At 56.0% G+C, this 23913-nt stretch carries 24 protein-coding genes; 14 read left to right on the top strand and 10 right to left on the bottom strand.

Going from position 1 to position 23913, the window contains the following annotated elements; translation table 11 throughout:
- Positions 1–5 precede the first annotated feature (5 nt).
- Together Electrica_RS22935 and Electrica_RS22930 are read left to right on the top strand one after the other, a co-directional pair.
- Positions 6–860, top strand: a complete 855-nt coding sequence (locus Electrica_RS22935; protein ID WP_141965486.1) for an L-ribulose-5-phosphate 3-epimerase — start codon at positions 6–8, stop codon at positions 858–860.
- On the top strand, positions 860–1561 hold the full coding sequence (locus Electrica_RS22930) for an L-ribulose-5-phosphate 4-epimerase (protein ID WP_141965484.1): 702 nt from the start codon (positions 860–862) through the stop codon (positions 1559–1561). The genes Electrica_RS22935 and Electrica_RS22930 overlap by 1 nt, the downstream gene beginning before the upstream one ends.
- A gap of 111 nt (positions 1562–1672) precedes the next feature.
- Here the strand turns inward: Electrica_RS22930 and Electrica_RS22925 are convergent, their stop codons facing one another.
- The gene (locus tag Electrica_RS22925) at positions 1673–1948 is read right to left on the bottom strand and encodes a YdgH/BhsA/McbA family protein (protein ID WP_131049412.1); all 276 of its coding nucleotides are present in this window, start codon (positions 1946–1948) and stop codon (positions 1673–1675) included.
- A gap of 348 nt (positions 1949–2296) precedes the next feature.
- On the opposite strand from Electrica_RS22925, the gene rpsF reads away from it, so the two are divergent.
- From rpsF to rplI, 4 genes are read left to right on the top strand one after another with little or no spacing between them, the layout of a single operon-like run.
- Entirely contained in the window at positions 2297–2692 is a 396-nt protein-coding gene (rpsF, locus tag Electrica_RS22920) for a 30S ribosomal protein S6 (RefSeq protein WP_004098001.1), read from the top strand.
- Positions 2693–2697: 5 nt separating this feature from the next.
- On the top strand, positions 2698–3012 hold the full coding sequence (gene priB, locus Electrica_RS22915; RefSeq protein ID WP_004857121.1) for a primosomal replication protein N: 315 nt from the start codon (positions 2698–2700) through the stop codon (positions 3010–3012).
- 4 nt (positions 3013–3016) lie between these two features.
- Positions 3017–3244, top strand: a complete 228-nt coding sequence (gene rpsR / locus Electrica_RS22910) for a 30S ribosomal protein S18 (protein ID WP_000135199.1) — start codon at positions 3017–3019, stop codon at positions 3242–3244.
- A gap of 41 nt (positions 3245–3285) precedes the next feature.
- On the top strand, positions 3286–3735 hold the full coding sequence (gene rplI / locus Electrica_RS22905) for a 50S ribosomal protein L9 (protein ID WP_141965482.1): 450 nt from the start codon (positions 3286–3288) through the stop codon (positions 3733–3735).
- 256 nt (positions 3736–3991) lie between these two features.
- Here the strand turns inward: rplI and Electrica_RS22900 are convergent, their stop codons facing one another.
- Complete coding sequence (locus Electrica_RS22900; RefSeq protein WP_100685581.1) at positions 3992–4669, bottom strand: LysM-like peptidoglycan-binding domain-containing protein; 678 nt, start codon at positions 4667–4669, stop codon at positions 3992–3994.
- 352 nt (positions 4670–5021) lie between these two features.
- Here Electrica_RS22900 and fklB point away from each other — a divergent pair, with 352 nt between their 5' ends.
- Positions 5022–5642, top strand: coding sequence for an FKBP-type peptidyl-prolyl cis-trans isomerase (gene fklB, locus Electrica_RS22890; protein WP_015585317.1), 621 nt, complete (start codon positions 5022–5024; stop codon positions 5640–5642).
- 307 nt (positions 5643–5949) lie between these two features.
- Positions 5950–7353, top strand: a complete 1404-nt coding sequence (cycA, locus tag Electrica_RS22885) for a D-serine/D-alanine/glycine transporter (protein ID WP_141965480.1) — start codon at positions 5950–5952, stop codon at positions 7351–7353.
- A 111-nt stretch (positions 7354–7464) separates the two neighbouring features.
- On the opposite strand, the gene ytfE is transcribed toward cycA, so the two are convergent.
- The 4 genes from ytfE to Electrica_RS22865 all read right to left on the bottom strand — a co-directional run bounded on the left by ytfE (position 7465) and on the right by Electrica_RS22865 (position 11013).
- Positions 7465–8127, bottom strand: coding sequence for an iron-sulfur cluster repair protein YtfE (ytfE, locus tag Electrica_RS22880; protein ID WP_141965478.1), 663 nt, complete (start codon positions 8125–8127; stop codon positions 7465–7467).
- 82 nt (positions 8128–8209) lie between these two features.
- Positions 8210–9184 (bottom strand): DMT family transporter, encoded by a 975-nt coding sequence (locus tag Electrica_RS22875; protein WP_141965476.1) that lies wholly within the window; start codon positions 9182–9184, stop codon positions 8210–8212.
- Positions 9185–9259: 75 nt separating this feature from the next.
- Positions 9260–10084 (bottom strand): AraC family transcriptional regulator, encoded by an 825-nt coding sequence (locus Electrica_RS22870; protein ID WP_141965474.1) that lies wholly within the window; start codon positions 10082–10084, stop codon positions 9260–9262.
- A gap of 80 nt (positions 10085–10164) precedes the next feature.
- Positions 10165–11013: an SDR family oxidoreductase gene (locus Electrica_RS22865; protein WP_141965473.1), complete on the bottom strand. Its 849-nt coding sequence runs from the start codon at positions 11011–11013 to the stop codon at positions 10165–10167.
- Positions 11014–11103: 90 nt separating this feature from the next.
- Between Electrica_RS22865 and Electrica_RS22860 the strand changes: the two genes are divergently transcribed.
- Positions 11104–11484, top strand: a complete 381-nt coding sequence (locus tag Electrica_RS22860; RefSeq protein WP_100685587.1) for a winged helix-turn-helix transcriptional regulator — start codon at positions 11104–11106, stop codon at positions 11482–11484.
- Positions 11485–11590: 106 nt separating this feature from the next.
- On the opposite strand, the gene Electrica_RS22855 is transcribed toward Electrica_RS22860, so the two are convergent.
- Positions 11591–13534 (bottom strand): bifunctional 2',3'-cyclic-nucleotide 2'-phosphodiesterase/3'-nucleotidase, encoded by a 1944-nt coding sequence (locus Electrica_RS22855; RefSeq protein ID WP_141965472.1) that lies wholly within the window; start codon positions 13532–13534, stop codon positions 11591–11593.
- Positions 13535–13722: 188 nt separating this feature from the next.
- Here Electrica_RS22855 and cysQ point away from each other — a divergent pair, with 188 nt between their 5' ends.
- Positions 13723–14466: a 3'(2'),5'-bisphosphate nucleotidase CysQ gene (gene cysQ / locus Electrica_RS22850; protein ID WP_100685589.1), complete on the top strand. Its 744-nt coding sequence runs from the start codon at positions 13723–13725 to the stop codon at positions 14464–14466.
- On the opposite strand, the gene Electrica_RS22845 is transcribed toward cysQ, so the two are convergent.
- Complete coding sequence (locus Electrica_RS22845; RefSeq protein ID WP_141965471.1) at positions 14456–15013, bottom strand: YtfJ family protein; 558 nt, start codon at positions 15011–15013, stop codon at positions 14456–14458. The two genes, cysQ and Electrica_RS22845, sit on opposite strands and share 11 nt — an antisense overlap.
- Positions 15014–15332: 319 nt before the next feature.
- On the opposite strand from Electrica_RS22845, the gene Electrica_RS22840 reads away from it, so the two are divergent.
- Entirely contained in the window at positions 15333–15539 is a 207-nt protein-coding gene (locus tag Electrica_RS22840; RefSeq protein ID WP_004857160.1) for a DUF1107 domain-containing protein, read from the top strand.
- 74 nt (positions 15540–15613) lie between these two features.
- Here the strand turns inward: Electrica_RS22840 and Electrica_RS22835 are convergent, their stop codons facing one another.
- Complete coding sequence (locus Electrica_RS22835) at positions 15614–16957, bottom strand: hemolysin family protein (protein ID WP_100685591.1); 1344 nt, start codon at positions 16955–16957, stop codon at positions 15614–15616.
- A gap of 172 nt (positions 16958–17129) precedes the next feature.
- Entirely contained in the window at positions 17130–17768 is a 639-nt protein-coding gene (msrA, locus tag Electrica_RS22830; RefSeq protein WP_141965470.1) for a peptide-methionine (S)-S-oxide reductase MsrA, read from the bottom strand.
- 209 nt (positions 17769–17977) lie between these two features.
- Between msrA and tamA the strand changes: the two genes are divergently transcribed.
- The 3 genes from tamA to Electrica_RS22815 are packed head-to-tail and all read left to right on the top strand — an operon-like array spanning position 17978 to position 23831.
- Positions 17978–19711, top strand: a complete 1734-nt coding sequence (gene tamA, locus Electrica_RS22825; protein WP_100685593.1) for an autotransporter assembly complex protein TamA — start codon at positions 17978–17980, stop codon at positions 19709–19711.
- On the top strand, positions 19708–23484 hold the full coding sequence (gene tamB / locus Electrica_RS22820; protein ID WP_141965469.1) for an autotransporter assembly complex protein TamB: 3777 nt from the start codon (positions 19708–19710) through the stop codon (positions 23482–23484). The genes tamA and tamB overlap by 4 nt, the downstream gene beginning before the upstream one ends.
- 2 nt (positions 23485–23486) lie before the next feature.
- On the top strand, positions 23487–23831 hold the full coding sequence (locus tag Electrica_RS22815) for a gamma-glutamylcyclotransferase family protein (RefSeq protein WP_004857174.1): 345 nt from the start codon (positions 23487–23489) through the stop codon (positions 23829–23831).
- The last annotated feature ends 82 nt before the right edge of the window (positions 23832–23913 follow it).

Genomic DNA, 23913 nt, shown 5'->3' with positions numbered 1-23913 from the left:
CGACTATGCTGTCGAAACACATTCCGCTCGGTATCTATGAAAAAGCGCTCCCCGCCGGGGAGTGCTGGCTGGAACGCCTGCAGCTGGCTAAAGCGCTCGGTTTTGATTTCGTCGAAATGTCGGTAGATGAAACCGAGGCGCGCCTGGCGCGGCTTGACTGGCGTCGGGAGCAGCGCCTCGCGCTGATCGAGGCGATTGCTGAAACCGGAGTGCGCGTACCCTCTATGTGCCTGAGCGCCCATCGGCGCTTCCCGCTCGGTAGCGAAGACGACGCGGTACGCGCGCAGGGTCTGGTGATTATGCGCAAAGCCATTCAGCTGGCGCAGGATGTCGGGATTCGCGTTATCCAGCTGGCGGGTTACGACGTTTACTACCAGGAAGCCAACAACGAGACGCGCCGTCGTTTCCGCGACGGGTTAAAAGAGAGCGTCGAAATGGCGAGCCGCGCGCAGGTGACGCTGGCGATGGAGATCATGGATTATCCGCTGATGAATTCGATCAGCAAGGCGCTGGGCTATGCCCACTACCTGAATAATCCGTGGTTCCAGCTCTATCCGGATATTGGCAACCTGTCTGCATGGGATAACGATGTGCAGATGGAGCTACAGGCCGGGATAGGGCATATCGTGGCGGTACATGTCAAAGACACGAAACCCGGCGTATTTAAAAACGTGCCGTTCGGCGAAGGGGTGGTTGATTTTGAGCGCTGCTTCGAAACCCTCAAACAGACGGGCTACTGTGGCCCGTATCTGATTGAGATGTGGAGCGAAACGACGGACGATCCGGCCGCTGAAGTAGCGAAAGCGCGCGATTGGGTGAAGGCGCGGATGGCCAGCGCAGGCCTGGTGGAGGCGGCATAATGCAAAAGCTCAAACAGCAGGTATTTGAAGCCAATATGGATTTGCCGCGCTACGGCCTGGTCACTTTTACCTGGGGTAACGTCAGCGCTATCGACCGTGAACGCGGGCTGGTGGCAATTAAGCCCAGCGGTGTCGCCTACGAGGCCATGAAAGCGGATGAGATGGTCGTCGTGGATCTTGAGGGTAACGTGGTGGCGGGGCGGTATCGTCCCTCTTCCGATACCGCCACGCATCTGGCGCTGTATCGCCGCTACCCGAACCTGGGAGGCGTGGTGCATACCCACTCGACGCACGCGACGGCCTGGGCGCAGGCAGGTCTGGCCATTCCCGCGCTGGGGACGACCCATGCGGATGACTTCTTTGGCGATATCCCCTGCACCCGGGCGTTAAGCGCACAGGAAGTGGAAGAGGCTTATGAACTGAATACCGGCCGCGTGATTATCGAAACGCTGGGTGACGTTGAGCCGCTGCATATGCCGGGAATAGTGGTCTATCAGCACGGGCCTTTTGCCTGGGGCAAAGATGCGCACGATGCGGTGCACAACGCGGTGGTGATGGAAGAGGTGGCGCGGATGGCGTGGATAGCACGCGCCATCAACCCGCAGCTGAAGCCCATCGATAGCTGGCTGATGGACAAACATTTTATGCGTAAGCACGGGCCAGATGCCTACTACGGACAAAACGTGGAACCATGCAGTTAAAAGAGAGATGACATCAGGTTGCGCTGAAGCGGATCCTTTACAAGGAAAAGTAATACTCAATTGCATTAAAACTTCGCCCTGATTATCGGGCGAAGTCAAAGAGAGAGGGGATTAGCGATAAATGGCTGCACTGGCATGAATCACGCCGTTGCTTTCCGGTTCGTGAATCAGGATCGGCTGAAAATATTTTGCGCCTTGCGCATCGCTCAGCTGATTAAGTGCCTTGTCGGCCTCTTGCTCAGTCGCCATATTATGGTTGATATAGATAACGCCCAGGCTCTGCACATCGTCCATGTTGCGTGCCTGGCGCCCATCGATCTTGATGGCTGCGAGCGCGTTGGCGCTTAGTAAAAGCGCAGCCGTAGCGGCAATGATGATGTATTTCATACTCTACGCTCCTGACGTTCTGTCGACCATGCTGGCGTTAAATACGGGATCCTCCGGGGTTATCGATAGCTCTGATTTAAGTGTAATCTCTGGCGACGGTGGGTATCGTGACCATTTCTGATGAAGTTGTTCAAAAAAGTGTCGCTGGTGTCGTTGATTAATTTTAAATCACTGACTTAGCGCGGCTTTACCGTTAGTGCGAATTATTTGCGCAATTCGCTTGTCTTCCCAGAGCGACGAAAGTAGAATGACGCGTCAATTTTTCGGCCGCCCTTTAACACGTTCCTTGCCTCCATGGGCCGCGGCTGACCCAGACAGGAGGCTGAATAATCCGTAAGGAGCAATTCGATGCGTCATTACGAAATCGTTTTTATGGTCCATCCTGACCAGAGCGAACAGGTTCCGGGTATGATCGAACGTTACACTGGTGCAATCACTGCAGCAGAAGGTACGATCCACCGTCTGGAAGACTGGGGCCGCCGTCAGCTGGCTTACCCGATCAACAAACTGCACAAAGCTCACTACGTTCTGCTGAACGTTGAAGCTCCGCAGGAAGCGATCGATGAGCTGGAAACTAACTTCCGCTTCAACGACGCCGTTATCCGCAGCATGGTAATGCGTACTAAGCACGCTGTTACCGAAGCATCTCCGATGGTTAAAGCGAAAGACGAGCGCCGTGAGCGTCGCGAAGATTTCGCAAACGAAACCGCAGATGATTCTGAAGCTGGGGATTCTGAAGAGTAATCCTGATGACCAATCGTCTGGAGCTGTCCGGCATTGTTTGCAGGACGCCACTGCGTAAGGTCAGCCCGTCAGGAATTCCACACTGCCAGTTCGTGCTTGAGCATCGTTCAGTGCAGGAGGAAGCCGGTTTTCACCGGCAGGCATGGTGTCAAATGCCCGTAATTATTAGCGGACACGAGAACCAGGCCATTACTCACAGTATAACGGTCGGTAGCGCAGTGACCGTTCAGGGGTTCATCTCTTGCCACAAGGCAAAGAACGGCCTGAGCAAAATGGTTCTGCATGCCGAGCAGATTGAATTGATAGATTCTGGAGACTAGCCAAATGGCACGTTATTTCCGTCGTCGCAAGTTCTGCCGTTTCACCGCGGAAGGCGTTCAAGAGATCGACTATAAAGATATCGCAACGCTGAAAAACTACATCACCGAAAGCGGTAAGATTGTCCCAAGCCGTATCACCGGTACCCGTGCAAAATATCAGCGTCAGCTGGCTCGCGCTATCAAACGCGCACGCTACCTGTCCCTGCTGCCGTACACTGATCGTCATCAGTAATCGGTCACGGTCCATTAATACGACTTTGAGAGGATAAGGTAATGCAAGTTATTCTGCTTGATAAAGTAGCAAACCTCGGTAGCCTGGGTGATCAGGTTAACGTTAAAGCGGGCTATGCTCGTAACTTCCTGGTACCGCAGGGCAAAGCTGTTCCTGCTACCAAGAAAAACGTTGAATTCTTCGAAGCGCGCCGCGCTGAACTGGAAGCCAAACTGGCTGACGTTCTGGCCGCTGCTAACGCACGTGCTGAAGCAATCAACGCACTGGGCACCGTTATCATCGCGTCTAAATCTGGCGACGAAGGTAAACTGTTCGGTTCCATCGGTACCCGCGACATCGCTGACGCTGTATCTGCAGCTGGCGTTGCTGTTGCTAAGAGCGAAGTTCGTCTGCCGAACGGCGTTCTGCGCACCACCGGTGAGCACGAAGTGGACTTCCAGGTTCACAGCGAAGTCTTCGCGAAACTGGTTGTTAACGTTGTAGCTGAGTAATTTTTTACTCAGTTTGCGTCGAGACGCCGGCCTTGTGCCGGCGTTTTGCTTTTCTGCCTTCCCCTTCTGTTGTTCTCTCCTGACAAAATGTCCATATCAGGCCGTCAATGACCCATCCTTTGAGTGGGAGGCATTGGTATAAGCGGACGCGACGCGATACATAATGAAGCAGGATCAAGGATGCGGGAGCGGGAGAGGGCGTCTCTGCACGGGCCGGGCATGATACCCGGCATGACCAGTGGATTTTTTCCGACGATTAGCGCGCGCGAATAAAACTGCCGTTCGCCTGACGGGTGAACAGCACCTGCTGTCCGCTATCGGTATCAATTGTCAGGCCGGTCACGACGCCATTGGCATTCTGCCGAATTTGCACCGTCTGCCCGGTTTGCAGCGAACTGAGCGGTTTGCCCGGACCTTCTACCTGGGCCATCGCATAGACGTCGGTGGGCGGCAGATTATGGTCGCGGAACAGCTGGGCCAGGGTTTTACCCGCTTCTATGCGGTAGGTGCGCCACTGCTGCTCAATCCCCGCAGCCGAATGTTGCTGTTGTTGTCGCGGTTGCGGCTGAGAGGGCTGAGAGTAGGCCTGGCTCTGTCCCTGATCCACCGGCTCGTCCTGAACCGGCTCCGGCGCTACCGGCGCCATCTGATCGGCGTCATTGACCGTCGGCGTGGTGGTAATCGGCGGCAGCGGCATGGCCTGTTGGGAAGATGGCGGCTGGGACTGCGATTGCAGGTCGATACTGGCTTCGCGGCCACTTTGTCGCGGGCTACCGCTGTCCTCTGACGGGAGCAGTATGCCGATAATCACCAGCAACGCACCGGCAATGATGCCCCGGCGATGCATGGGCGGCAGCGGGTCCATAATGCGAATATGATCCGGGGCGTGCCAGATCTTCGCCAGGGTAGTTGTGATGTCAAAGCGCCCGGGCATGGCTTTCCTCCTGCTCCGCATATTTTTATCCTGCTCCGTAGAGTATAGATGGCTAACTTCCTGATGGCCGAGACAAAGATATGTTTCGTGAGGTTAACCTGATATCCCTATTGTTTCTGTTTCCCTCAGATTTGTCATCATCTCCGCGACAAAGTTTTACCCATCGGACGATGGCTGATATGCTGCCCACCACTTTATACTCGTCGTCTTTCGAGTCGCTGATGCGCTGGCTGCGCCTGCCTGCACTGGTCACACTGTGGCCTGTCCTGGCGGTGAATCATCTGCATGCCGCCTTCTTGCTGTCTGGAATCCGTCGAGTGTGAAATTTCCCCCCGAAAAATAAGGAAAGAAGATGGCAACCCCGACTTTTGACACTATTGAAGCACAGGCAAGTTACGGTATCGGCTTGCAGGTTGGACAACAGCTGAGCGAATCCGGCCTGCAGGGGCTGCTGCCTGAAGCACTGGTTGCCGGCATTGCCGATGCGCTGGAAGGCAATCAGCCGCAGGTGCCGGTGGAAGCCGTTCACCGCGCGCTGCGTGAAATCCACGAGCGTGCTGACGCGGTACGTCGCGAGCGTTTCCAGGAGATGGCGGCCGATGGTCAGAAATACCTCGATGAAAACCGCGAGCGTGAAGGCGTGAACAGCACCGAATCTGGTCTGCAGTTCCGCGTTCTGACCCAGGGCGAAGGCGCGATCCCGGCGCGTACCGACCGCGTCCGTGTGCATTACACCGGTAAACTGATCGACGGTACCGTATTTGACAGCTCTGTAGCCCGCGGCGAACCGGCTGAGTTCCCGGTGACCGGCGTGATCGGCGGCTGGATTGAAGCGCTGACCCTGATGCCGGTGGGTTCCAAATGGGAACTGACCATTCCGCACAACCTGGCCTATGGCGAGCGCGGTGCAGGAGCTTCTATTCCTCCGTTCAGCACCCTGATTTTTGAAGTTGAACTGCTGGATATTATCTAATCAGCAGGTGCTTCCTCTCCCTTAAGGGGGAGGGAGCGACTAAAAATAGCGCAAAATACTTAAGTTGGAAATTTGCTGGAATTTTATGTTGCACTCAGGCTTTTTAGGTGTATTTTTGTGAGCTGTTTCGCGCAGCGGGAGTGATATAACACTCACTTTAAACATAAAATTAACATTATATCTAAATCATAGTATTCATCCCTCCGATTCTTACCTAATATCGATAAACCCTTTTTTCAGGGTAATGACGAATGACGGGCCATCAGAGCCTGAACAACACAGACAGGTACAACAGGAAGAAAATCACATGGTAGATCAGGTTAAAGTCGCTGCCGAAGAGCAGGCTCCGACTGAACAATCGCTACGGCGAAATCTCACGAATCGACATATTCAGCTTATTGCTATCGGCGGCGCCATCGGGACCGGACTGTTTATGGGCTCCGGCAAAACCATCAGCCTCGCCGGGCCATCCATTATTTTTGTTTATATGATTATCGGCTTTATGCTGTTTTTCGTGATGCGCGCGATGGGCGAATTACTGCTGTCGAATCTGCAATATAAGTCGTTCAGTGATTTTGCCGCTGACCTTCTGGGACCGTGGGCGGGCTATTTTACCGGCTGGACCTACTGGTTTTGTTGGGTGGTGACCGGGATGGCCGACGTGGTGGCGATTACCGCCTACGCCCAGTTCTGGTTCCCTGGACTTTCTGACTGGGTCGCTTCGCTGGCGGTTATCCTGCTGCTGCTGAGCCTTAACCTTGCCACCGTGAAAATGTTCGGTGAGATGGAGTTCTGGTTCGCAATGATCAAAATCGTCGCCATTGTGGCGCTGATTGTGGTCGGCCTGGTGATGGTGATGATGCATTTCAAATCGCCGACCGGCGTGGAGGCGTCTTTTGCCCATCTGTGGAGTGACGGCGGCTGGTTCCCGAAAGGGATCAGCGGATTCTTTGCCGGCTTCCAGATAGCGGTCTTCGCATTCGTCGGTATTGAGCTGGTAGGGACCACCGCTGCAGAAACCAAAGATCCGGAAAAATCCCTGCCGCGCGCGATTAACTCGATCCCGCTGCGTATTATTATGTTCTACGTCTTCGCGCTGATCGTGATTATGTCGGTGACGCCGTGGAGTTCCGTGGTGCCGACTAAGAGCCCGTTCGTTGAACTGTTTGTGCTGGTGGGGCTGCCGGCTGCGGCCAGCCTGATTAACTTTGTGGTGCTGACTTCGGCTGCCTCTTCGGCTAACAGCGGCGTGTTCTCAACCAGCCGTATGTTGTTCGGTCTGGCGCAGGATGGCCAGGCGCCGTCGATGTTCGCCAAACTGTCGAAACGGGCGGTACCGGCGAAAGGGCTGACCTTCTCCTGTATGTGCCTGCTGGGCGGCGTGGTGATGCTGATGGTCAATCCGAGCGTGATTGCTGCCTTCACCATGATTACCACGGTATCGGCGATCCTGTTTATGTTCGTCTGGACTATTATCCTGTGCTCGTACCTGGTCTACCGCAAAAAGCGTCCGCATCTGCATGAGCAGTCAAAATATAAGATGCCGCTGGGTAAGCTGATGTGCTGGGTCTGTATGGCGTTCTTCGTCTTTGTGCTGGTGCTGCTGACCCTGGAAACCGACACGCGCGAAGCGCTGATCGTCACCCCGCTGTGGTTCGTTCTGCTGGCGGCAGGTTGGTTCTTTGCCGGTAAGAAGCGTCTGGCGAAATAAAAAATCTTCGGCAGAGATTTTTAACGTTGCCTGCAACGGCCCGTCATAAAAAAAGGCCACCGGAGTGGCCAATCAGACTGACAATGTCGAGGGCGCCTGCGGGCGCCTTTTTTATTTTCCGGCGAGGGCACGCGGAAACAGAACGTTATTCTCCAGGCTGATGTGTTCCATCAGGTCGTCAATCAATTCGTTAATGCCGTTGTACATCGCTTTCCACGTGGTGCAGGCTTCCGGCGGCGGGGTGACATTGTTGGTGACATGCTTAATCACTTCCAGCAGCTCGCCCGCGTCGTCGTGTTCGCTTTCCATCACGCTGATGGGACCGGCGGCCTGAGTCCCCATGCCCTGTTTGATCATCGGGAACAGGATCTGCTCCTCTTTCATCATATGGCTGGAGAGCTCCTGGTGCAGCATGGTCAGGTATTTGGTTAAGCCGTTCGGCACATTGGGCTTATCGGCATGCACGCGCTCCACTTTGCTGGCCTGCAGGATAAGCTCCGGCAGCTGCTCGCGATGCCTGTCGTGATAGCGAACGATGATATGGTCGATGATCTCCGCATACGGCGCGACGCGCCACTCTTTCTCTATCGGCTCTTCCGCCAGTCTGGCCAGCTCGGCTTCAATCACCGTGACGTCCAGTTCCTTACGCGATGCGGCGCGTTCCAGCGTCTGTTTGCCGCCGCAGCAGTAGTCCATATCGTATTGACGAAAGAGTGCGGAGGCGCGCGGAATCGTCAACGCCAGCTCGCCTAAAGGTTGGTCACGAAAAGCCATAGCGGATACCTCGTCTTTAAAAATATAAGATGTATATTAAATATATCTTATAGATAAGGAAATACCCCTTTCGGATAGCAGGCTATTTTTTAGTCTCATAGGCCCGCGCCACAACCATCGGTTTTTGTGGCCGGGAACAGACCGCGTAGACCACGCCAACAACCAGCAGCAGGATGCCGCTGAGCGTCAGCAGCGGCGGCATGCTTTGCCGCAACAGGAAGGTATACAGCAGGCCAGCCAGCGTTTCGAAGACGATGAGCGGCCCGAGAATCACCGTCGGCAGCTTCTGGCTGGCGATATTCCAGCACAATGCGCCGACCCAGGAGCAGAGGACGGCAATGGTCAGCATCAGCGTCACAAAGAGCAGGGGACGTGGGCCAAAGGGCAGCGGGAAGCCGACCTGCTGAATATGCAGCCATCCGCAGGCAATCAGATAGCCGGCCAGCGAGACCGGTAGCGTCACCAGCGCCTGCGCCGTCGCCCACATCATCGGATGCTTATCCGGATTTTCCCGCAGCCAGCGGGCATTGCGCAACGCGTACCAGGCCCAGCAGGCCACCGATACCAGCGCCAGACCCATACCGCCGCCGTAGCGCCAGATACTGAAATTGGGCAACCCCTGGCGCAGTTCGGCAATATTGACGCACACCAGGCCGACGGCGATACAGGAGAGCGCCGGAAAGAGGCGTCGCCACGGCAGCTTACCGTCACGCTGGCTGTAGAGCAGGTTAGCCATCACCGGCAGCACGACCGGAAGCGTGCCAATAATCATGGTGGAAACCGGGGCGCCGGTACGCTGGATAGCGCTGGCAAGACATACGTAATAGATCAGATTGCCCGTCATGGTCAGCACCAGCGCCGTCCACCAGTCTCGCCCGGAAAGCTGCCGCAGTCGCGCGCGACCGAGCCAGGCCAGCGGCAGGGCAATCAGCCCCAGGGCCAGATAGCGCCCCATGGATTGCAGGACCGCCGGGTATTCCGGCACCAGCACCGGGCCGACGAATATGAGCCCCCACATCATCCCTGCCAGCAGGGCATACAACACACCACTAATCATTACGCCATCCGCGCCGCTTTTCGTTGGCTAAAGTGTAGAAGAGGCCGCGTCGGGAATATTGTATGAGATTGCGCTTTAGCGCCGGGCGACCTGCTTTTGATAGCGCACCGGGGTGATGCCGTAGCGGCGGGTAAAGGCGCGGGTCAGGTGCGACTGGTCGGTAAGGCCGGTGGCGGCAGCCACTTCGGCGGCGGGCATTCCGTGGGTGAGGAAGGCTTTGGCGCGCCACAGGCGAATGGCCATCAGCATCTGATGGGGCGTGACGTGGAAATGAGCCTTAAACTGGCGCTGAAAGTGATACGGGCTCAGGGTGGCAACCTGCGCCAGCTGATCAAGGGAGACGGCATGCATATAGTTGTCATGCAGGTAGTCGCGCACGCGCTCGAAACGGTGGGCGGCTTCCGCGATAACCGGGGCGTGATGGGCCAGCGGGCGAAAGGTATCGATCACGTCGAGCAACAGACCTTGCTGCGCCAGCGGATCGTCGGTATGCCATAAGCCATAAATAAGCTGACAGAGCCGCTGCGAGCGCTGCGGATCCTGGCGTACCACCTCAGTGAACCACCAGTGGCGCACGCCGGTGACCTCTTCCAGCATCTGCGGTTCCAGATAGACCATACGGTAGCGCCAGCCGTCGGCGGTGGCCGCTTCTCCGGTGTGCAGTTCGTCAGGGTTCATAGTAACGACGGAGTTAACCGGAGCGACATACTGGCTGCCGCGATAGCGAAAACGCTCGGCGCCGAGTTCTATCGCACCGATGCCGAAGGCTTCATGGGTATGGGGTTCGAAGGCGTAGCGGGAGATATGGGCATGGTACAGCTCAACGCCGGGCAGCTGCGCCGGATGGCGAAAGCGTGCGCTGTCTCTCTCATCGCTGAACTGTTCCGGTACGCCCTGCATTGCGTTTCTCCCGACGGATATCCTGTTATTATTGGGGATGGTCCGTCGGGAAGCTACAAAAATTAACCTTTTTGTAACCGTTACAGAATGCCTTTGATGCTCTCAGCCAGCGGTGTCGTCGGGCGGCCAATCAACGCGCTCAGGGTGCGGCTGTCGTCAAACAGACCGCCTTTGGCGGCGCCGACATCGGAGTCGGCGAGCATGTCCGCCAGCCCTGCCGGCAGGCCTACGCTCTTCAGCGTAGCGGCGAAGTCGGCTTCGCTCAGGTTCTGATACACCACATTTTTACCGCTCTGCTTGCTCAGTTCAGCGGCAAGTTCGCTCAGGGTCCAGGCTTCATCGCCGGCCAGTTCATACACCTTCCCGGCATGGCCCTCTTCAGCGATAACGCGGGCGGCGGCGGCGGCATAGTCGGCGCGGGTCGCCGAGGCGATTTTGCCCTCACCGGCAGCACCGATAAACACGCCATGCTCAAGCGCCGGTGGCGCGCTGGCGAGATAGTTCTCGGTGTACCAGCCGTTGCGCAGCAGAGCATAGGGGATAGCGGAATCGGCGAGCATTTTCTCGGTTTCAACATGCTCAACGTGCAGGCCAAGCGGGGATTTATCGGCATGCAGCAGGCTGGTGTAGGCGATAAATTTAACCCCGGCGGCTTTGGCGGCGTTGATAACATTACGATGCTGCGACGCACGCTGACCGACTTCGCTGGAAGAGATCAGCAGCAGTTTTTCGACCCCTTGCAGGGCCGCAGTGAATGCCGCTTCATCAGTATAATCAGCCTGACGCACGACAATGCCCTGTTGGCTTAGGGGTCCGGCTTTTGCCGGGTTACGCACAATGGCCACAGTCTGGCTGGCGGCGGTGGTTTTTAACAGATTTTGTAGGACGAGGTGGCCAAGCTGGCCGGTCGCACCGGTAATTGCGATCATCAGTCTTCTCCTTCGTGTTGCGTGACAGTTGTGGTAAGCTAACACCTTAACTAACTTTTAGTAAGTACGTACAAAAAGGTAAGTGTGAAAATGGCGAAGTTGACGCTGAGCGAAAAAATGCGCGACGGTAATTTGTTTGCCGAGCAGTGCCCGTCACGCGATGTGCTGAAGCACGTGACCAGTCGCTGGGGGGTATTAATCCTGGTGGCGCTGCGCGGGGGAACCCATCGCTTTAGTGAGCTACGCCGTAAAATGGGCGGCGTCAGCGAAAAGATGCTGGCTCAGTCGCTGCAGGCGCTGGAGCAGGATGGCTTTATCAATCGGGTCTCGCGACCGGTCGTCCCGCCGCATGTAGAGTATAGTCTGACGCCGCTTGGCGAGCAGGTTAGCGCGAAAGTGGCGGCGCTGGCGGACTGGATTGAGCTGAATCTGCCCGCGGTTCTGGCGAACCACGAGCAGGCCGTCGCCTGACGGGAGAAGCCGGATCGCGGCGGCAGTATCTGATCCGGCCTGTCGCCGCGCGTGGGACGCCTGCTTTGCGCCCCGCTAAGCGTCGCGCGAGCGGGGAAGGCAATCGTTATTGACTCAAATCCAACTGGTAAATCGCGAAGCCGATATCATCGGTGGCCACCTGATGCATCGGATACTGTGCTTTCTCTTTAATAAATGCCGCCGCTTTTTCACCCGGAGAGGTCTCAAAGCGGATATCCAGCGGCACCTTGCTATGGACAGGGGCCAGACGCCAGTTGTTGTCGGCGGCCGGGTGGATAGCGCCCGCTTTTTTCGACTCCGCGCCGATCCATGCCGCCAGCACCGCACGGTTCTCGTCGGGGGAGGCAAAAGCAATGTGGCTATCGCCGGTTCCGGCAAATTTACCGCCGTAGGCGCGGTAGTTATTAGTGGCGACGAGGAAGGTGGCTTTGGGGTCAACAGGTTTGCCGTTAAAGGTCAGATCCTTAATCCGTTCTGCCTGCGGGTGAATCATCTGACACTCGCCGTCGTAACGCGCTGGCTGGGTGACGTCAATCTGGTAGTTTACGCCGTCAATCACATCAAAGTTGTAGGTGCGAAAACCGTCCCAGTTAATTAACGACTGCGGTTTGCTGCTGGCGGGGTCAATCTGGTTAAACTGCCCGGCGGAACACTCCAGCCACTCTTTCACCTCTTTACCACTGACCTTCATCACCACCAGGGTGTTCGGGTAGAGATAGAGGTCGGCGGCATTGCGGAAGGTGAGCTGGCCTTTCTCCACCTCGACGAAGCTGGCCGGGTCGTTTTTGCGGCCGCCGACTTTAAACGGCGCGGCGGCAGAGAGCACCGGCAGTTTAGCCAGGTCAGGATCGCCCTGAATGTAGTGCTCAACGTAGGCCTTCTGCGCCATATTCACCACCTGCACGGTCGGGTCATCCTGTACCAGCGCCAGGTAGCTGTACATGTTGTCTGAGGATTTACCTATCGGCTTGCTGACGAATTCACGGGTGGCATCATGATCGGTTTTCAGCACCGCCACCATCTTCGCATCTTCCGCCGCCAGCGATTTCTTAGCGACCGCGTCATAGATCGGGCGAGCTTCCGCTTTTGCCTGGCTGACCTGCCATTTGCCGGTATCGTTATTCAGCACCAGATCGACGACGCCGAGATGATCGCCCCACATGCCGGGCATCACCGCCGGAATGCCGTTAAGGGTGCCTTTCGCAATATCAGCGCCTTTAATACTGGCAAAATCTTTCCCCGGAAATACCGCATGCGCGTGGCCGAACATGATGGCATCCACGCCGGGAACCTGGCTTAAGTAGTACACCGAGTTTTCCGCCATCGCCTGGTATGGATCGGCGGAGAGACCGGAGTGGGCAATGACCACCACCACATCGGCGCCTTTTTCACGCATTTCAGGAACGTATTTGCGCGCGGTTTCGGTGATGTCGTTGACGGTGACTTTGCCGCTGAGGTTTGCTTTATCCCAGGTCATAATTTGCGGCGGCACAAAACCGATATAGCCGATACGCAGGGTCTGCGTTTTGCCGTCGTTATCCTGCACCGTGGTCTCTTTAATCAGGTACGGCGTAAACATCGGTTGACCGGTTTTGGTATCGATAATATTGGCGTTGACGTAAGGGAATTTCGCCCCGGCGAGCGCCTTGTGCAGGAAATCAAGACCGTAGTTGAACTCGTGATTGCCGAGGTTACCTACCGCGTAATTCAGCGTATTCATCGCCTTGTAGACCGGGTGGACATCGCCGCTGTTGAGCCCTTTGGCGGCGATATAGTCACCCAGCGGACTTCCCTGAATAACATCGCCGTTATCGACCAGCACGCTGTTTTTGACTTGCAGGCGGGCTTTTTCAATCAGCGTAGCGGTACGCACGAGGCCAAATTTTTCCGTTGCGGCGTCTTTGTAATAGTCGAAATCCATCATATTGCTGTGCAAATCGGTGGTTTCCATAATCCGCAAATCGACCGTCGCGGCGTTCACGCTGGTGGCAACCAGCGTGGCCAGTAACGTTGCGCTAAACTTAATCATCAGAGGCGTCCTTTTATGAGCAATGACACAGAAGAAAATGTATGTACATCCTGTTTCTTACAGAAATGTGAATCATGCCGAAAAATGGTTTATGAAACCGCCATCGTTATCACAGATAGCGGAACTCGCACCGATGCGATATAACTAAAACAACGAGTTAACGCCACTGTAATCAGATGAGGTGGAGAATGTTAGAACAAGTATGTCAACTTGCCCGGATTGCAGGTGATGCCATTATGGAAGTCTATGATGGAAAGCAGCCGATGGACGTGGCCAGCAAGAAGGATGATTCTCCGGTCACTGCGGCGGATCTCGCCGCGCACAAGGTGATTATAAGCGGCCTGCTGGCGCTGACGCCCGATATCCCGGTGCTCTCTGAAGAAGATCCCCCCGGATGGGAGGTGCGCCAGCACTGGCAGCGCTACTGGCTGGTGGATCCGCTGGACGGCACCAAAGAATTTATTAAACGTAACGGTGAATTTACCGTCAATATCGCCTTGATTGAAAAAGGAAAACCGGTACTTGGTGTGGTTTACGCGCCGGTCTTAAAGGTGCTGTACAGCGCGGAAGGTGGAAAAGCGTGGAAAGACGAATGCGGTATGCGTAAGCAGATTCAGGTACGGGATGCCCGGCCACCGCTGGTGGTCATCAGTCGCTCCCACGGCAACGATCCGGAACTGCAGGAGTATCTGGAACATATTGGCGAACATCAGACCACGTCGATCGGTTCGTCGCTGAAATTCTGCCTGGTGGCGGAAGGTCAGGCCCAGCTTTATCCGCGCTTCGGGCCGACCAGCACCTGGGATACCGCCGCCGGTCATGCTGTCGCGGTGGCTGCCGGGGCGCACGTTCACGACTGGCAGGGGCGCACTCTGGACTATACCCCGCGTGAATCGTTCCTCAACCCCGGCTTCCGGGTTTCTATTTACTAAGCAGCTTGTGCAGCAGGGCGACCACCTGCTGCACTTCATCCTGGGTGAGCGCGCCGTCTTTGGCCCACTGAACGCGACCGTCTTTATCCAGCACCACAATCGCCGAGCCCTCCTCTTGCAGCTGCCAGGCTTTACGGGCCAGGCCGTTGCTGTCGACAATAAACTGCGACCACGGGTAGAGCTGTTTGTTGCTCTCAATGCTGCTGCGCACGAACATACCGGACCCCGGAATGGCGTCGTCGGTATTAACGATGGTGGTGGTCTGGTAACGGTCATGCGGGAATTTGGCTGCCTTAATCGCCTCGATCAGGGCGGCATTTTTCTCTTTTGCCGACGTGCGTCCGGCGATGTGTTGTACCACGCGAACTTTTCCTGCCAGCTGCGAGCTATTCCAGTTTTTATAGCTAAACTTATCATTATCCAGAATTAATTCTCCCCGGTCGGCAATGCCAACCGGCGCGACGCGCTGACCATCGACAAAATTATGCGCTGAGGCCATCAGCGGGAACAGGAGGCAGGAAACCGCCAGTAGCTTACGTAGGGTCATGATGAGTCCTTATTTTTATGCAGGTGATCCGACCACTTGGTCTCGTTTAAGCATAAATGCGATTTCCCGGCATTACACGCAATCAGGGTGCCAGTTTGCGTGATAACGCACATATTCGAAGGAAATCGGCGACTTATACTAGTTTCTACGTATGTTTGAAAAGAAAGTTCTTAATTATTGTCATCAAAAGGTAAATAAACTTATGCATGCTGGGTATTACAGAAGTTCTGGACTATAGTTTCAGGGCATTAAAATTTGCGCTCCCGAATCGTGGGCCAAGTGTGGCACCACAAGAGCGTAACCCTGGCAGGAGACAACAATGAAAATTTTCCAACGCTACAATCCGCTGCAAGTAGCGAAGTACGTGAAGATCCTGTTCCGTGGACGGTTATACATCAAGGATGTTGGCGCTTTTGAATTTGATAAGGGCAAAATCCTTATCCCGAAGGTTAAAGACAAGCAGCATTTGTCTGTGATGTCTGAAGTCAATCGTCAGGTTCTGCGTCTGCAAACAGAGATGGCTTAACCTGAATAACGATATAGCTATGCGGTAAAAAAACGGCTCCTGATGGGAGCCGTTAGTGTTTCAGACCTCAAGCGCTACGCTACGCCTTGCTCATCTTCAGCAGCGTCCGTCTGCTTGGGCACCAGCACGGTCGGTTTATTGTCGATGCGGGTAACCAGCAGCTGGTCGATTCGGTAGTTGTCGATATCCACCACCTCAAATTTGTAGCCGGAGAATTTCACCGCATCGGTGCGTTTCGGGATCTTACGCAGCATAAACATCATAAAACCGCCGATGGTCTCGTAGTTGCCGGACTGCGGGAATTCGTCGATATCCAGCACGCGCATGACGTCGTCAATCGGTGTGCCGCCATCAATCAGCCATGAGTTCTCATCGCGAGCGACAATCTGCTCCTCCAGCCCCTGACCAACCAGATCGCCCATCAGAGTGGTCATCACGTCGTTGAGGGTGATAATCCCCACCACCAGCGCATATTCGTTCATGATCACCGCGAAGTCTTCCCCGGCGGTTTTAAAGCTTTCCAGCGCCTCCGACAGCGTCAGCGTATCCGGAACAATCAGCGTATTGCGAATCTGTACGCCGCCGGTCAGCACCAGGCTTTGGTTCGCCAGCACGCGATTAAGCAGATCTTTAGAGTCAACGTAGCCGATGATGTGGTCGATATCTTCGTTGCAGACCAGGAATTTGGAGTGCGGATGTTCCGCCACCTTGTTCTTCAGGCTCTGCTCGTCTTCGTGCAGATCGAACCAGATGATATTTTCACGCGAGGTCATGGACGACGGAACGGTACGTGACTCCAGCTCGAAGACGTTCTCAATCAGCTCATGTTCCTGCTTACGCAGCACCCCGGCCAGCGCGCCGGCTTCTACCACGGCGTAAATGTCGTCGGAAGTAATATCGTCCTTACGCACCATCGGTATTTTGAACAGGCGGAAGATGTTGTTGGCCATGCCGTTGAACAACCACACCAGCGGGCGGAAGACAAACAGGCAGAAGCGCATCGGGTTGATGATACGCAAAGCAACGGCTTCTGGCGCAATCATACCGATGCGTTTCGGGGTCAGGTCAGCGAACAGAATGAACAGGCTGGTGACCAGGGTAAAGGAGATGATAAAGCTCAATTGCTCGGAAAGCTCAACAGACATGTACTGGCTCAGCAGGCTGTGAAACGCCGGCGAGAATGCTGCGTCACCGACGATACCACCAAGAATGGCGACGGCGTTGAGGCCTATCTGCACGACGGTAAAGAAAGTGCCTGGGTTTTCCTGCATTTTGAGAACACGCTGGGCGTTCACGTTGCCGTCATCGGCCAGCAGTTTGAGTTTGATCTTACGTGAAGCGGCCAGCGAGATCTCCGATATCGAAAAAAACGCGCTGACAGCAATCAGACAAAGTATAACTAAAATACTGTTTAACATAGTTTATCCAGCCGTTGAGGCCAGATCCTCGGAAGGGAAGTTGATAACGCTATAGTGGAATACATAAAAAACCGGTCCGAAGGCTCTGGACCGGCTATAACACCAGCTAGTATAGCGTAAGCGACTGTAAAGCCGCCAGAGCGTTAATTATTCACCTTAGTGCTAAACGGTATTATGCCTGCGGCGGCAAGCAGACGCCAATGCCTCCGATACCGCAGTAGCCGTACGGGTTTTTGTGCAGGTACTGCTGATGATCGTCCTCAGCGTAGTAAAACGGCTTCGCCGAGGCAATTTCCGTGGTGATGACGCGCGTGTCGTTGGCATCGCGCATAGCGGCCTGGAAACGCGCCAGACTGGCCTTCGCCGCTTGATCCTGCTCTGGAGTCAACGGATAGAGGGCGGAGCGATACTGGGTGCCATGATCATTGCCCTGCTGCATGCCCTGGGCCGGATCGTGATTTTCCCAGAACACCTGCAACAGCTGCGCGTAGCTGATGATCTGCGGATCGTACACGACGCGTACGGCTTCAGCATGGCCGGTATTGCCGGTACAGACTTCACGGTAGGTCGGGTTCGGCGTATAGCCGCCGGTATAGCCCGCGGCGGTGCTGTAGACGCCAGGCAACTGCCAGAACAGACGCTCAACGCCCCAGAAACAGCCCATCGCGAACAGGGCAACCGCCATCCCGTCCGGGACGTTGGTCATGGAGTGGCCATTGACAGCGTGGAGTGTTGCCACTGGCATAGGGGTGTTGCGTCCTGGCAGCGCATCCGCCTGGGCGACAAGATGCGTTTTATCAAATAGACTCACGGTTGGCCTCTCAAAACATAAGTCGTGGTTAAGGTTGTAACGAAGCGTGTCTTTTTACACAATAAACATGCCCGATACGTCTAGATTTAAACATAAGAATTATTTGGTTTAGCGTTTCTTTTTCAACCCTAAGTCGTTGGGGGTTTATTAAGCCGTGGAACGGCGCTTTCGTTTCCTTCGGGGGGAAACAAGGATATTCAGGAGAAAACGTGCTACAAATCCGCCAGTTATGTATCACCAGCCTCTTGCTGGTCAGCGGGATCGCTAGCGCCGCGAGCGTGCGTTTGCAGGTTGAGGGGTTATCCGGGGAGCTGGAAAAAAACGTCCGGGCTCAACTTTCTACGATCCAGAGCGACGAAGTCACGCCGGATCGCCGCTTTCGTGCGCGCGTTGATGATGCGATTCGCGAAGGGTTGAAGGCCCTGGGGTACTACGAACCGACAATCGTTTTCGACCTCCGTCCGCCGCCGAAAAAAGGCCGACAGGTGCTGATTGCCAAAGTCACGCCAGGTGAACCGGTACGTATTGGCGGCACGGAAGTCATTCTGCGGGGCGGTGCGCGCACCGACCGCGACTACCTGGATTTGTTAAAAAACCGCCCGGCTATCGGCACCGTCCTCGATCATGGCGATTATGACAGCTTCAAGAGCTCGCTCACGCGGGTTGCGCTGCGTAAGGGCTACTTTGACAGCGAATTCATTAAAAGCCAACTTGGCGTTTCTCTCGACCGCCATCAGGCCTTCTGGGATATCGACTACAACAGCGGCGAACGCTATCGCTTTGGTCCGGTCACTTTTGAAGGCTCGCAAATTCGTGACGAATATCTGCAAAATCTGGTGCCGTTCAAACAGGGCGACTACTACACCTCGCAGGATCTGGCGGAACTCAACCGCCGGCTGGCGGCAACCGGCTGGTTCAGCTCCGTGGTTGTGGCGCCGCAGTTTGAAAAGTCCCGACAGACTAAAGTTCTGCCTTTGCAGGGCGTAGTCTCCCCGCGTAAAGAGAATACCGTTGAAACCGGGGTCGGCTACTCAACCGACGTCGGGCCGCGCATCAAAGGGACGTGGAGAAAGCCGTGGATGAACTCCTACGGGCATAGCCTGACTTCCAGTCTCAGCCTTTCCGCTCCTGAACAGCAGCTTGATTTCAGCTATAAAGTGCCGCTGTTAAAAAGTCCGCTGGAGCAATACTACCTGATGCAGGGCGGCTTTAAACGTACGGATCTTAACGATACGAAAGCCGACTCCACGACCCTCGGGGTATCGCGTTTTTGGGAGATGTCGAGCGGCTGGCAGCGCGCGCTGAACCTGCGCTGGAGCCTCGACCACTTTACTCAGGCTAACGTCACCAACACCACAATGCTTATCTATCCCGGGGTGTCGGTCAACCGTACCCGCTCCCGCGGTGGCCTGATGCCGACCTGGGGCGACTCCCAGCGCTATTCGGTGGACTACTCCAACACCATGTGGGGCTCGGATATTAACTTCATCGTCGCCCAGGCGCAGGATGTGTGGATCCGCACGCTCTACGATCGCCACCGTTTTGTGGTGCGCGGCAACCTCGGCTGGATTGAAGCCGATAATTTCAACAAGGTCCCGCCGGATCTGCGTTTCTTTGCCGGTGGCGACCGCAGTATTCGCGGCTATAAATACAAATCGATCTCGCCGAGGGATGACGATGGCAAACTGATGGGGGCCTCGAAGCTGGCGACCGGTTCGCTGGAGTATCAGTACAACGTCAGCGGAAAATGGTGGGGCGCAGTCTTCGTTGACAGCGGCGAAGCGGTGAGCGATATCCGTAAAAGCAATTTTAAAACCGGCACCGGCGTCGGCGTGCGCTGGCAGTCACCGGTTGGCCCGATCAAGCTGGATATTGCCGCGCCGGTCGGCGACAAAGATGAGCACGGTTTACAGTTTTACATCGGTCTGGGGCCTGAATTATGAGTTTATGGAAGAAGATAAGCCTCGGGGTACTGATCTTTTTGGTCCTGCTGCTGGGGACGGTCGCATTCCTCGTCGGCACGACCAGCGGCCTGCATCTGGTGCTGAAGGCGGCGGACCGCTGGGTTCCCGGACTGGAAATCGGCAAGGTGACCGGCGGCTGGCGTGATCTGACGCTGCAAAACGTACGCTTTGAACAGCCGGGCGTCGCGGTCACCGCTGGTCAGTTCCACCTCGGCGTCAGGCTGCGCTGCCTGTGGGACAGCAGCCTGTGCGTCAACGATATTTCGCTGCGCGATATCTACGTGGCGATCGACACCAGCAAGATGCCGCCGGCGGCGCCGGTTAAAGAAGAAGATAGCGGCCCGCTGAATCTCTCCACGCCTTATCCCATCACTCTGAGCCGGGTGGCGCTGCATAACGTCAACGTCAAAATTGACGATACCGCCGTTTCGCTGCGCGACTTCGCCACCGGTCTGAACTGGCAGGAGAAGAATCTGACCCTGACGCCAACCTCGCTGCAGGGGCTGCTTATCGCATTGCCGAAAGTAGCAAAAGTGGCGCAAGAGCAGGTCGTTGAACCGAAGATCGACAATCCGAAACCGGAAGAAAAACCGCTCGGCGAGACGATGAAAGCGCTGTTCTCCCGGCCGGTGCTGCCGGAGATGGCCGACGTGCATCTGCCGCTGAACCTGAATATCCAGTCGTTCCGCGGAGAGCAGCTGCGCGTCACCGGCGATACCGATATGACCGTCTACAACATGCTGCTGAAAGTCAGCAGTATCGACGGGAAAATGCGGCTGGATACCCTGGATATCGACTCCGATCAGGGCAAGGTCACTGCATCGGGCACCGCGCAGCTGCAGGACAACTGGCCGGTGGACATCACCCTCAACAGTACGCTGAACATCGATCCGCTGAAAGGCGAGAAGGTGAAGCTGACCGTCGGCGGCGAAGTGCGTAAAAAACTGGAGATCGGCGTGGATTTAGCCGGTTCCGTGGCGATGACATTACGTGCTGACGCGCAGCTGGCGGAAGCCGGACTGCCGTTGAATATGGAACTGAAGAGTAAACAGCTGTACTGGCCGTTCAGCGGCGAAAAACAGTTCCAGGCCGACGATGTGCTGCTGAAGTTTAACGGCAAGATGACCGACTACACCATGGCGTTCAGTACCGCGGTGAAGGGGCCATCGCTGCCGCCGGCGAAAATCACCCTCAACGCCAAAGGGAACGAACAGCAGGTTAACCTCGATAAGCTGACCGTTGCGGCGCTGGAGGGGAAAACTGAACTGAAAGCGCTGCTGGACTGGCAGCAGGCCATCAGCTGGCGCGGCGAGCTGACGCTCGACGGCATCAACACCGCCAAAGAGGTCCCGGACTGGCCGTCGAAGCTGAACGGGATGATTAAAACTCAGGGCAGCCTGTACGGTGGAAGCTGGCAGATGTCGGTACCGGAGCTGAAAATCACCGGTAACGTTAAGCAGAATAAGGTCGATGTCAGCGGTTCATTGCAGGGTAACAGCTACATGCAGTGGAAAATCCCCGGGCTGCACCTGGCGCTGGGTAAGAACAGCGCCGAGGTGAAAGGCGAGCTGGGGGTTAAAGATCTGAATCTTGATGCCACCATCGATGCGCCTAATCTGGACAATGCTCTGCCAGGCCTTGGCGGCACGGCGAAGGGGCTGCTGAAGGTGCGCGGCACCGTTGATGCACCGCAGCTGCTGGCGGATATCACCGCCCGCGCCCTGCGCTGGCAGGAGCTGGCCATCGCTCAGGTCAACGTCAAGGGTGATGTGAAGTCCAGCGACCAGATCGGCGGCAATCTTGATGTGCGCGTTGAGCGGATCAGCCAGCCGGGCGTCAATATCAGTCTGGTGCAGCTCAATGCCAAAGGGAACGAGAAGCAACACGACCTGCAGCTGAAAGTGCAGGGCGATCCGGTTTCCGGGCAGCTGTCGCTCGCGGGGAGCTTCGATCGTAAAGAGGAACGCTGGAAAGGGACGCTGAGCAATACCCGCTTCCAGACGCCGGTTGGTCCGGTCTCCCTGACGCGTGCCATCGCGCTGGATTACCGTAATCGCGAGCAGAAAATCAGTATCGGGCCGCACTGCTGGACTAACCCGAATGCTGAGCTATGCGTGCCGCAGGCCATCGATGCTGGCGCCAGCGGACGGGCGCTCGTCAATCTTAACCGCTTTGATCTGGCGATGCTGAAGCCGTTTATGCCGGAGGCGACCCAGGCCAGCGGCGTATTCAGCGGCAATGCGGATGTCAGTTGGGACACCACCAAAGAGGGGCTGCCGCAGGGTAAAGTGACGCTGAACGGTCGCAATGTCAAAGTCACCCAGACGGTCAACGATGCGCCGCTGCCGGTGGCCTTCGACACGCTGAACCTGACGGCCGATCTGCATAACAACCGTGCGCAGCTCGGCTGGCTGATTCGCCTGACCAACAACGGTCAGCTGGATGGGCAGGTTCAGGTTACCGACCCGCAGGGGCGCCGCAACCTCGGCGGTAATGTGAATATCAATAACTTCTCGCTGGCGATGATTAACCCGATCTTCGCCCGGGGAGAGAAGGCGCAAGGGAAGCTCAATGCCAACCTGCGCCTCGGCGGCGATGTACAGAGCCCGCAGCTGTACGGTCAAATGCAGCTGAACGGTGTGGAGGTTGACGGCAACTTTATGCCGTTTGATATGCAGCCGAGCCAGCTGGCGATGAATTTCAACGGCACCCGCTCAACGCTGCAGGGCACCGTGAATACCAAACAGGGCCAAATCAGCCTGAGCGGCAACGCCGACTGGACTCAGATCGACAACTGGCGGGCGCAGGTAGCCGCCAAAGGTAGCCGGGTGCGGATTACCGTGCCGCCGATGGTGCGTCTGGACGTGTCACCGGACGTCGTCTTTACCGCTACGCCGAGTTTATTTAGCCTGGATGGTCGCGTTGATGTCCCCTGGGCACGTATCGTGGTTAATGAAGTGCCGGAGAGCGCCGTTGGGGTCTCTTCTGATGAAGTGATGCTGGATAAAAATCTGCAGCCTATCAAGCAGCAGAGCGCCGGTATCCCTATCAACAGTAACCTGACGATTCACGTTGGCAACAACGTTCGTCTCGACGCCTTTGGTCTGAAAGCGCGTCTGACCGGCGATTTAAAAGTGGCTCAGGATAAACAGGGGCTGGGCCTGAACGGGCAGATTAACATCCCGGAAGGTCGCTTCCATGCCTACGGTCAGGACCTGATTGTGCGTAAAGGCGAGCTGCTGTTCTCCGGTCCGCCGGATCAACCGCTGTTGAATATCGAAGCCATTCGCAACCCGGATGCGACAGAAAACGACGTGATCGCTGGCGTTCGCGTGACCGGCTCGGCCGATCAGCCGAAAGCAGAGATTTTCTCTGACCCGGTTATGTCGCAGCAAGAAGCGCTTTCTTACCTGCTGCGAGGGCAGGGTTTAAGCAGCGGACAGAGCGATAGCGCCGCAATGACCTCAATGCTTATTGGTATGGGGGTTGCACAAAGTGGTCAGGTTGTGGGTAAAATCGGCGAGACTTTTGGCGTAAGCAATCTGGCGCTGGATACCGAGGGAGTGGGCGACTCCTCCCAGGTGGTGGTCAGCGGCTATGTGCTGCCGGGTCTGCAGGTAAAATATGGGGTAGGGATCTTTGATTCCCTGGCGACGTTGACGTTACGCTATCGCCTGATGCCTAAGCTATATCTGGAAGCGGTGTCTGGCGTAGGCCAGGCTCTCGATTTGCTCTATCAGTTTGAGTTTTAGCAATGCGAATATTTGTTTACGGCAGTTTACGACGCAAACAAGGCAACAGCCACTGGATGACCAACGCTCAGTGGCTGGGCGATCATAGTGTCAACGATTATCAGCTGTACAGCCTGGGCCACTATCCAGGCGCGGTGCCGGGCGAAGGCACAGTACATGGTGAAGTGTATCGTATTGACGCATCAACGCTGGCCGAACTGGACGCGCTGCGCACCAAGGGTGGTGAGTACGCACGTCACCTGATCCAGACGCCTTATGGCAGCGCATGGATGTATGTCTATCAGCGCCCCGTTGAGGGCTTTACGCTGATAGAAAACGGCAACTGGTTAGACAGAGACCAGTATTAACCACGGCAACGCCACCTTCGGGTGGCGTTGTTTTTATGTCTGTCATTCACCCGGTACAGGTCAATGGCAGACATAAAAAAGC

Origin of the sequence: Klebsiella electrica, from assembly GCF_006711645.1 — a bacterium.
GTDB lineage: Bacteria > Pseudomonadota > Gammaproteobacteria > Enterobacterales > Enterobacteriaceae > Klebsiella > Klebsiella electrica.
The sequence above is the reverse complement of the archived record's forward strand: the minus strand, read 5'-3'. Positions and strand labels throughout refer to the sequence as shown.

Bases quoted from the DNA above. Each gene is read 5' to 3' on its own strand.
- Electrica_RS22900 (WP_100685581.1), bottom strand. From the start codon at position 4,669: ATGCCCGGGCGCTTTGACATCACAACTACCCTGGCGAAGATCTGGCAC.
- Electrica_RS22925 (WP_131049412.1), bottom strand. From the start codon at position 1,948: ATGAAATACATCATCATTGCCGCTACGGCTGCGCTTTTACTAAGCGCC.
- Electrica_RS22815 (WP_004857174.1), top strand. From the start codon at position 23,487: ATGCGAATATTTGTTTACGGCAGTTTACGACGCAAACAAGGCAACAGC.
- Electrica_RS22855 (WP_141965472.1), bottom strand. From the start codon at position 13,534: ATGATTAAGTTTAGCGCAACGTTACTGGCCACGCTGGTTGCCACCAGC.
- Electrica_RS22860 (WP_100685587.1), top strand. From the start codon at position 11,104: ATGGCGAAGTTGACGCTGAGCGAAAAAATGCGCGACGGTAATTTGTTT.
- Electrica_RS22930 (WP_141965484.1), top strand. From the start codon at position 860: ATGCAAAAGCTCAAACAGCAGGTATTTGAAGCCAATATGGATTTGCCG.
- cycA (WP_141965480.1), top strand. From the start codon at position 5,950: ATGGTAGATCAGGTTAAAGTCGCTGCCGAAGAGCAGGCTCCGACTGAA.
- rplI (WP_141965482.1), top strand. From the start codon at position 3,286: ATGCAAGTTATTCTGCTTGATAAAGTAGCAAACCTCGGTAGCCTGGGT.
- rpsR (WP_000135199.1), top strand. From the start codon at position 3,017: ATGGCACGTTATTTCCGTCGTCGCAAGTTCTGCCGTTTCACCGCGGAA.
- Electrica_RS22835 (WP_100685591.1), bottom strand. From the start codon at position 16,957: ATGTTAAACAGTATTTTAGTTATACTTTGTCTGATTGCTGTCAGCGCG.
- Electrica_RS22845 (WP_141965471.1), bottom strand. From the start codon at position 15,013: ATGACCCTACGTAAGCTACTGGCGGTTTCCTGCCTCCTGTTCCCGCTG.
- cysQ (WP_100685589.1), top strand. From the start codon at position 13,723: ATGTTAGAACAAGTATGTCAACTTGCCCGGATTGCAGGTGATGCCATT.
- Electrica_RS22870 (WP_141965474.1), bottom strand. From the start codon at position 10,084: ATGCAGGGCGTACCGGAACAGTTCAGCGATGAGAGAGACAGCGCACGC.
- ytfE (WP_141965478.1), bottom strand. From the start codon at position 8,127: ATGGCTTTTCGTGACCAACCTTTAGGCGAGCTGGCGTTGACGATTCCG.
- rpsF (WP_004098001.1), top strand. From the start codon at position 2,297: ATGCGTCATTACGAAATCGTTTTTATGGTCCATCCTGACCAGAGCGAA.
- Electrica_RS22865 (WP_141965473.1), bottom strand. From the start codon at position 11,013: ATGATCGCAATTACCGGTGCGACCGGCCAGCTTGGCCACCTCGTCCTA.
- fklB (WP_015585317.1), top strand. From the start codon at position 5,022: ATGGCAACCCCGACTTTTGACACTATTGAAGCACAGGCAAGTTACGGT.
- priB (WP_004857121.1), top strand. From the start codon at position 2,698: ATGACCAATCGTCTGGAGCTGTCCGGCATTGTTTGCAGGACGCCACTG.
- Electrica_RS22935 (WP_141965486.1), top strand. From the start codon at position 6: ATGCTGTCGAAACACATTCCGCTCGGTATCTATGAAAAAGCGCTCCCC.
- tamB (WP_141965469.1), top strand. From the start codon at position 19,708: ATGAGTTTATGGAAGAAGATAAGCCTCGGGGTACTGATCTTTTTGGTC.
- Electrica_RS22840 (WP_004857160.1), top strand. From the start codon at position 15,333: ATGAAAATTTTCCAACGCTACAATCCGCTGCAAGTAGCGAAGTACGTG.
- Electrica_RS22875 (WP_141965476.1), bottom strand. From the start codon at position 9,184: ATGATTAGTGGTGTGTTGTATGCCCTGCTGGCAGGGATGATGTGGGGG.